This window comes from Actinoplanes sp. NPDC023714, assembly GCF_040639855.1.
GTDB lineage: Bacteria > Actinomycetota > Actinomycetes > Mycobacteriales > Micromonosporaceae > Actinoplanes.
Window position 1 is genome coordinate 245,457 of sequence record NZ_JBFAAR010000001.1, and the last position, 6,978, is coordinate 252,434.

4 protein-coding genes are annotated in these 6,978 nt (G+C 71.6%); 2 read left to right on the forward strand and 2 right to left on the reverse strand.

Annotation, left to right across the window (positions count from 1 at the left end; genetic code table 11):
• Window positions 1-3: 3 nt before the first annotated feature.
• Window positions 4-1,653, reverse strand: a complete 1,650-nt coding sequence (locus AB0G10_RS01255; protein WP_360914669.1) for a phospho-sugar mutase — start codon at window positions 1,651-1,653, stop codon at window positions 4-6.
• Between the two features lie 20 nt (window positions 1,654-1,673).
• Window positions 1,674-3,581, reverse strand: a complete 1,908-nt coding sequence (locus tag AB0G10_RS01260) for a protein kinase (RefSeq protein WP_360914672.1) — start codon at window positions 3,579-3,581, stop codon at window positions 1,674-1,676.
• Window positions 3,582-3,786: 205 nt separating this feature from the next.
• Here AB0G10_RS01260 and AB0G10_RS01265 point away from each other — a divergent pair, with 205 nt between their 5' ends.
• Window positions 3,787-5,352 (forward strand): acyl-CoA mutase large subunit family protein, encoded by a 1,566-nt coding sequence (locus tag AB0G10_RS01265; protein ID WP_360914675.1) that lies wholly within the window; start codon window positions 3,787-3,789, stop codon window positions 5,350-5,352.
• Window positions 5,353-5,557: 205 nt separating this feature from the next.
• Entirely contained in the window at window positions 5,558-6,814 is a 1,257-nt protein-coding gene (locus AB0G10_RS01270; RefSeq protein WP_360914678.1) for an amidohydrolase, read from the forward strand.
• The last annotated feature ends 164 nt before the right edge of the window (window positions 6,815-6,978 follow it).

A 6,978-nucleotide genomic window follows, 5' to 3' on the forward strand; every position in this document is an offset into this window, starting at 1 on the left:
GTGTCACACGCCCAGCACCGCGGCGATCTCGCCGCGCAGGGTGGCGAGGGCGGCCGCCGCGGTGGTCCGGGCCGTCGCCAGGTCGCCCTCCGCGACGGGCGCGACCACTTCGAGGTACGCCTTGAGCTTCGGCTCGGTGCCCGACGGGCGGATCACCACGCGGGTCGTGTCCGTCCGGAACGTCAGCACGTCGTTCTCCGGCAGCAGGTCGGCCACCTCGGTGACCGGCGAACCGAGCAGAGTGGACGGCGGGTTCTGCCGGGCCCGGCCCATCGCCAGCCCGATCTCGGCGAGGTCGTCGACGCGGACCGACAGCTGATCGGTGGCGTGCACCCCGAACTCGGCAGCCAGCTCGTCCAGGCGGTCGCCGAGGGTCCGGCCCTCGGTCCTCAGCTGCGCGGCCAGCTCCGCCACGGTGAGCGCCGCGGTGATGCCGTCCTTGTCCCGCACCATCGCCGGGGCGACGCAGTAACCGAGCGCCTCCTCGTACCCGAAGGCCAGCTCCTCGGCGGCGCGCACGATCCACTTGAAGCCGGTGAGGGTCTCGGCGTAGGGGACGCCGCGGGCCGCGCAGAGCCGGCCGAGAAGTGACGACGAGACGATCGTGGTGGCGTAGGTGCCGGTCACGCCGCGCCGAATCAGGTGGTCGGCGAGGAGGACGCCGAGCTCGTCGCCGCGCAGCGGACGCCAGCCGCTGGCCGTGGGGACGGCCACGGCGCAGCGGTCCGCGTCCGGGTCGTTGGCGATCGCCAGGTCCGCGTCGTTGCGGGCGGCGAGCTCCAGCAGGTGGTCCATCGCGCCCGGCTCCTCCGGGTTGGGGAAGTTCACGGTCGGGAACTCGGGATCGGGTTCCTGCTGGTCGGCGACGATGGCCGGTGCTCCGAAGCCGGCTCTCTCGAATGCGGCGGCCAGGGTCTCGCCGCCGACGCCGTGCAGCGGGGTGTAGGCGATCGTGAGATCACGAGGGCCGCCCGCGGTCAGGACGCCCGCGGCCTCCCGTACGTATCCCTCGGAGAAGTCGTCCGCGAGCACGGTGCCCGGCTCGCCCAGCGGCACCGCGGCGAGGCTGCCCACCGCCCGGATCGCGGCCTCGATCCCGGCGTCGGCCGGCGGCACGATCTGCGCGCCGTCGCCGGCCGGCCCGCCCAGCTGCGCGCCCAGGTAGACCTTGTAGCCGTTGTCCTGCGGCGGGTTGTGGCTGGCGGTCACCATGACGCCGGCCACCGCGTCCAGGGCGCGCACGGCGTAGGCCAGCACCGGGGTCGGCAGGGTACGCGGCATGAGCAGCGCCTCGCGGCCCGCTCCGGTCGCCACGCGCGCGGTCCGCTCGGCGAACTCCCGGGAACCGTGACGGGCGTCGTACCCGATGATCAGGGGTCCCCGGCCGCCCTGCGCCGCGAGCCAGGCCACCAGGCCGGCCGCCGCCTGGGTGACCACCGCCAGATTCATGCCGTTCGGACCGGCGCGCAGCGGCCCCCGCAGCCCGGCCGTGCCGAAGGTGAGCGGACCGGCGAACCGGTCACGCAGCTCGGCCGCGGTCGCCGGCAGCCGGTCGATCAGCTCGCGCAGCTCCTGCCGGCTCGCCGGGTCGGGATCGTCGGCGAGCCAGGCCTCGGCCCGGTCTCTCAGGTCAACATCAACTTCGGACGCCATCAGGGATTGATAGCACAGCGTCACCCGACGATCTGGAAGGTCTCCGCCATCTTGTCGAAGTACTTCTTGCTTTCGGCGAAGTTCGCCTCCGGCGTGGTCAGGTAGAACGAGTACATCCGGTTGCCGACCGTGGTCATCCGCCAGATGCCGTGCCGCATCGCGTCGCCCTCGCCGCAGGTGTACTCGAACTGCGCGGCCTTGGTGCCGGCCATCTCGACCTCGATGGTCTCGCCCTGGGTGTAGGGCTTCGGGCAGTTCTTCGACTTCTTCAGGGTGCCGGGCGCGGTCTCGTTGACGAACCGGTTCGGCGAGATCGAGCCCTTCTCGAGCAGGACCCGTACCTTGACCGCGTTGTTGTCCGGGTTGATGTAGTCCACGTAGGTCTGGCCCGAGGACCGGGTCCAGCCGGCCGGGACCTGCACGTTGATCGTGGCGTTGCCCTTGAAGGCCTGCGTCTCGAACGGCGTGTCGACCGGCGGCGCGGCGCTGGCCGGCGGCTGGGCCTGCGGCTGCTGCGCCGGGTCGGGGTCGCCCCCGCCGAGCGAGAAGACCAGGATCAGCACCAGCACCACGGCGGCCGCGGCGCCACCGGTGATCAGCTGCTTGTTGCGCGGCCACGACCGGAACGTGGTGACCAGCCTGCCGGTGGTCTCCTTCGCCCCGGCGGTGACCTTGGCGACGGTGGCGCGGCGCTTCGCGGCCGGGCTCATCACCACGGTGCCGGGGCGCGGCCCCTGCGGCGGGATGAGGCTGGTCGCGTCGGCCGCCGGGCCCGCCGGGCTCTGCTGGGCCGGCATCAGGCCGGTCGGGTATCCGCCGGGCGTCTCGCCGGCCGGCTCGGGGGCGCGCCGCCGGCCGCCGGCCGGCTTGTTCTGCGCCTCGAGCTTGTTCAGGTGGTCGGTGAGCGACTCGCCGGGCGCGAGCATGGCCCGGCCGCCGATCTGGCCGGTCGGCTGCGGCGGGATCTGCTGCGTCTCGGCCGGCGCCGGGCTGGTCGGCCGGGACGAGACGACCGAGTAGGGGTCGGTCATCATGTGCGGCGGCTGCTTGCTGGCGAGCGGGCCGGCCAGCTGCTGGCGCAGGATGGTCCGCGCGGTCTGCACGTCCATCCGGCGGGCCGGGTCCTTCTCCAGCAGGCCCATCAGCACCGGGGTGAGCGAGCCCGCGCGCACGACCGGCGCCGGCGGGTCCTCGACGACCGCGTGCATCGTCTCGATCGGGTCGCCCTTGTCGAACGGCGGGCGGCCCTCGATCGCGGTGTAGAGCGTGACGCCCAGCGAGAACAGGTCGCTCGGCGGCCCGAAGTCGTGGCCCATGGCCCGCTCCGGCGAGATGAAGTGCGGCGAGCCCAGGACCATGCCGGGCGTCGTGAGCTGCACGTCGGTGGGCATCCGGGCCACGCCGAAGTCGGTCAGCACGCAGCGCCCGTCCTGGCAGATCAGCACGTTCGCCGGCTTCACGTCGCGGTGCAGCACGCCGTGCGCGTGCGCGACCTCGAGCGCGCCGAGCAGCGCGATGCCGATCTTGGCGACCACCCGCGGGGAGACCGGGCCGTCCTCGATGACCATGTCGGCGAGGCTGCGGGCGTCCAGCAGCTCCATCACGATCCACGGCCGGCCGTTCTCGTGGACGACGTCGTAGACCTGGACGACCGCGGGGTGCTGGAGCGCGGCGGCGGCGCGGGCCTCCCGCATGGTGCGCTCGTACATCGCGTCGCGGTCGCTGGGGGCGAGACCGGGCGGGAGGATCACCTCCTTGATCGCCACGTCCCGGCGCAGCAGCGTGTCAGCCGCGCGCCACACCGTGCCCATGCCGCCGTGGCCCACCGCGGCGCGCAGCGTGTAGCGCCCGCCGATGAGCGTGCCCGGGGCTGCACGTCCGCTGAGGGGGGAGGTGTTGCCACCGCTCCACGTCGGAATCTGAGTCACTGAGGTTGCCACCGAGGGGGTATAGGGGCTGTCGGCCAACCCCGCTATCTTGCCCGCTGGGTGGCGTTCAATGAAAGTCACTGTGCGAGTGTTCAACTCACTTCGACGGTGGGTAGCCGCCGAGTGGCCGAGGGTGCAGCGCGAGCGAACGCTGGGTGCAAAATCCCTCACTGTCGGCGTCCTGAACGAACATTAGGATCACCCTGTGAATGCAGAGTCCGGGTTCCCGATCAAGCCGGTCTACGGTCCCGACGACGTGCCTTCGGGCGTCGGAAACGAACAGCCGGGTCAATATCCCTACACCCGTGGCGTCTATCCGACGATGTACACCAAACGGCCATGGACCATGCGTCAGTACGCGGGTTTCGGCACGGCCGCGGAGTCCAACGCCCGTTACCACCAGCTGCTCGCGGCCGGGACGATGGGCCTGTCGGTGGCGTTCGACCTGCCCACCCAGATGGGCTACGACTCGGACGACCCGATCGCGCACGGTGAGGTCGGCAAGGTCGGCGTGGCGATCGACTCGATCGACGACATGCGCCTGCTGTTCAAGGACATCCCGCTCGACCAGGTGTCCACTTCGATGACCATCAACGCACCGGGTTCCGTGCTGCTCCTGCTCTACCAGCTGGTCGCCGAGGAGCAGGGCGTGCCGGGCACGGCACTGCAGGGGACGATCCAGAACGACATCCTCAAGGAGTACATCGCCCGGGGGACGTACATCTTCCCGCCCAAGCCGTCGCTGCGGCTGGTCGCCGACACCTTCGCCTACTGCAAGGCGGAGATCCCCAAGTGGAACACCATCTCGATCTCCGGGTACCACATGGCCGAGGCCGGCGCCTCGCCCGCGCAGGAGATCGCGTTCACCCTGGCCAACGGCATCGAGTACGTCCGCGCCGCGATCGCGGCCGGCCTGGCCGTCGACGACTTCGCGCCCCGGCTGTCGTTCTTCTTCGTGGCCCGCACCACCCTGCTCGAGGAGATCGCCAAGTTCCGGGCGGCGCGGCGGATGTGGGCCCGGATCATGCGGGACGACTTCGGCGCGCAGGACCCGAAGTCGATGATGCTCCGGTTCCACACCCAGACCGCCGGCGTCCAGCTGACCGCCCAGCAGCCCGAGGTCAACCTCATCCGGGTGGCGATCCAAGCTCTGGGTGCCATCGCCGGCGGCACGCAGTCGCTGCACACCAATTCGTACGACGAAGCGATCGCTCTCCCGACCGAGAAGTCGGCCCGGCTCGCGCTCCGCACCCAGCAGGTCCTCGCCTACGAGAGCGGGCTGACCGGCACGGTCGACCCGTTCGCCGGCTCCTACGCGGTCGAGGCGATGACCGACGCGGTGGAGCGCGAGGCGACCGCGCTGATCGAGCGCGTCTTCGAGCTCGGCTCGGCCGTCGACGCCATCGAGCAGGGCTTCCAGAAGGGTGAGATCGAGAAGTCCGCGTACCAGATCGCCAACGAGATCGACTCGGGGGAGCGGGTCGTCGTCGGGGTGAACCGGTTCGCCGCCCAGAGCGAGGAGAAGTACGAGCCGCTGCGGGTCGACCCGGCCATCGAGGCCGCCCAGGTGGCCCGGCTCGCCACCCTGCGGGCCGAGCGGGACAACCCGGCGGTGCAGGCCGCCCTCGCGGATCTCGGTAAGGCCGCCGCCGGAAGCGTGAACGTCCTACCGTTGATGAAGGAGGCGTTGCGGCTCCGTGCGACGGTGGGGGAGGTATGCCACACGTTGCGTGGTGTCTGGGGCGTCCACCGGCCGGTCGAGCGCTTCTGACCGGCGCAACGGACCGGTAGTGCGTCGCGTCACCTCCGCGATTCGCTACCCGTTGAGGGGTTGGCGGGCCGGGACGATCTCCCATGGGCCCGCCCGATCTCTGCTGTGTTCTTTACTCACCCGTTACACAGCGTGACTGCATTCGGGTTAAGCTGGCGCGCGTCGCGAAACCCGACAAACCTCTAGAACGAATACGGAAGCCGACGTGACTACTGCTCTGACGGCACCGGAAGGTGTCGATACGTCATGGCCCGGGACGCCCCCCGGTACGGACCCGCTCCCCGGCCAGCTGGACCGCTGGCTCGCCGCGAGGGGCGCAGAGCTGGTAGCCATTCGCCGTCACATCCACGCCCACCCCGAGCCGTCACACTCCGAGTTCGAGACCGCTGCGCTGATCTTCCGGGAGCTGGCCGTGGCCGGTCTCTCACCGAAGATGCTGCCCCGGGGCAACGGCGTCATCTGCGACATCGGCGAGGGTGAGCGGGTCATCGCGTTCCGCGCCGACATCGACGCGCTGCCGCTGCGGGACCTCAAGGACGTGCCGTACCGCAGCACCGTGGACAACCTGGCACACGCCTGCGGCCACGACGTGCACACGACCGTGGCGCTCGGCCTCGGCATGGCCCTGGCCCACCTCGACGAGCAGGGCGAGCTGCCCGGCCGGGTCCGGCTGATCTTCCAGCCGGCCGAGGAGGCGATGCCCTCCGGCGCGCCCGAGGTGATCGCGGCCGGCGCGCTCGAGGACGTCGCCGCCATCTTCGCGCTGCACTGCTACCCGCAACTGCCGGCCGGCCTGGTCGGCGTCCGGTCCGGGCCGTTCACGGCGGCCGCCGACGCGGTCGAGGTGAAGCTCACCGGCCCCGGCGGGCACACCGCCCGGCCGCACCTCACCGCCGACCTGGTGCACGCGCTGGGCCGAGTCATCGTCGACGTGCCGGCCCTGCTGAACCGCCGGATCGACCCGCGGGCCGGCATCTCGCTGGTCTGGGGCGCCGTGCACGCGGGCCAGGCGTTCAACGCCATCCCCGGCGCGGGCGAGGTGCGCGGTACCGTCCGGGTGCTCAGCCGGGAGGCCTGGCGGGAGGCGCCGGAGCTGGTCACCAAGCTGATCCACGACGTGGTCGCGGCGACCGGGGCCCAGGTCGAGGTCGACTACAAGCGAGGCGTCCCGCCGGTGATCAACGACCGGATGGCGTCGGCGATCGTGGCGGGTGCGGCCGGCGCCGCGCTCGGCGCCGACCGGGTGGTCGAGGCCGAGCTCAGCATGGGCGGCGAGGACTTCTCGTTCTACCTCGAACACGTGCCGGGCGCGATGATCCGGCTCGGCACCGGGGTGCCCGGCTCGGACGAGCGGCACGACCTGCACCAGGGCGATTTCGACGTGGACGAGCGCTCCATCGGATACGGGGTCCGGGTCATGGCGCACACGGCCCTCGCGGCGCTCTCCTCCGGCGCCTTCTAGCGCCCGCCCTGCTCGCCCGCCCTGCTCGCCCGCCCTGCTCGCCCCGCCCCCTCCCTTTCCCGATCTTGATGATTTCCACAGTGCCGTCCCTGCGGAGCTTCACAAGATCGCGGAGGGCTGGGAGCGCGGACCTCTCCCGCGCCCTCTTCCCGCCGATCTTGTGC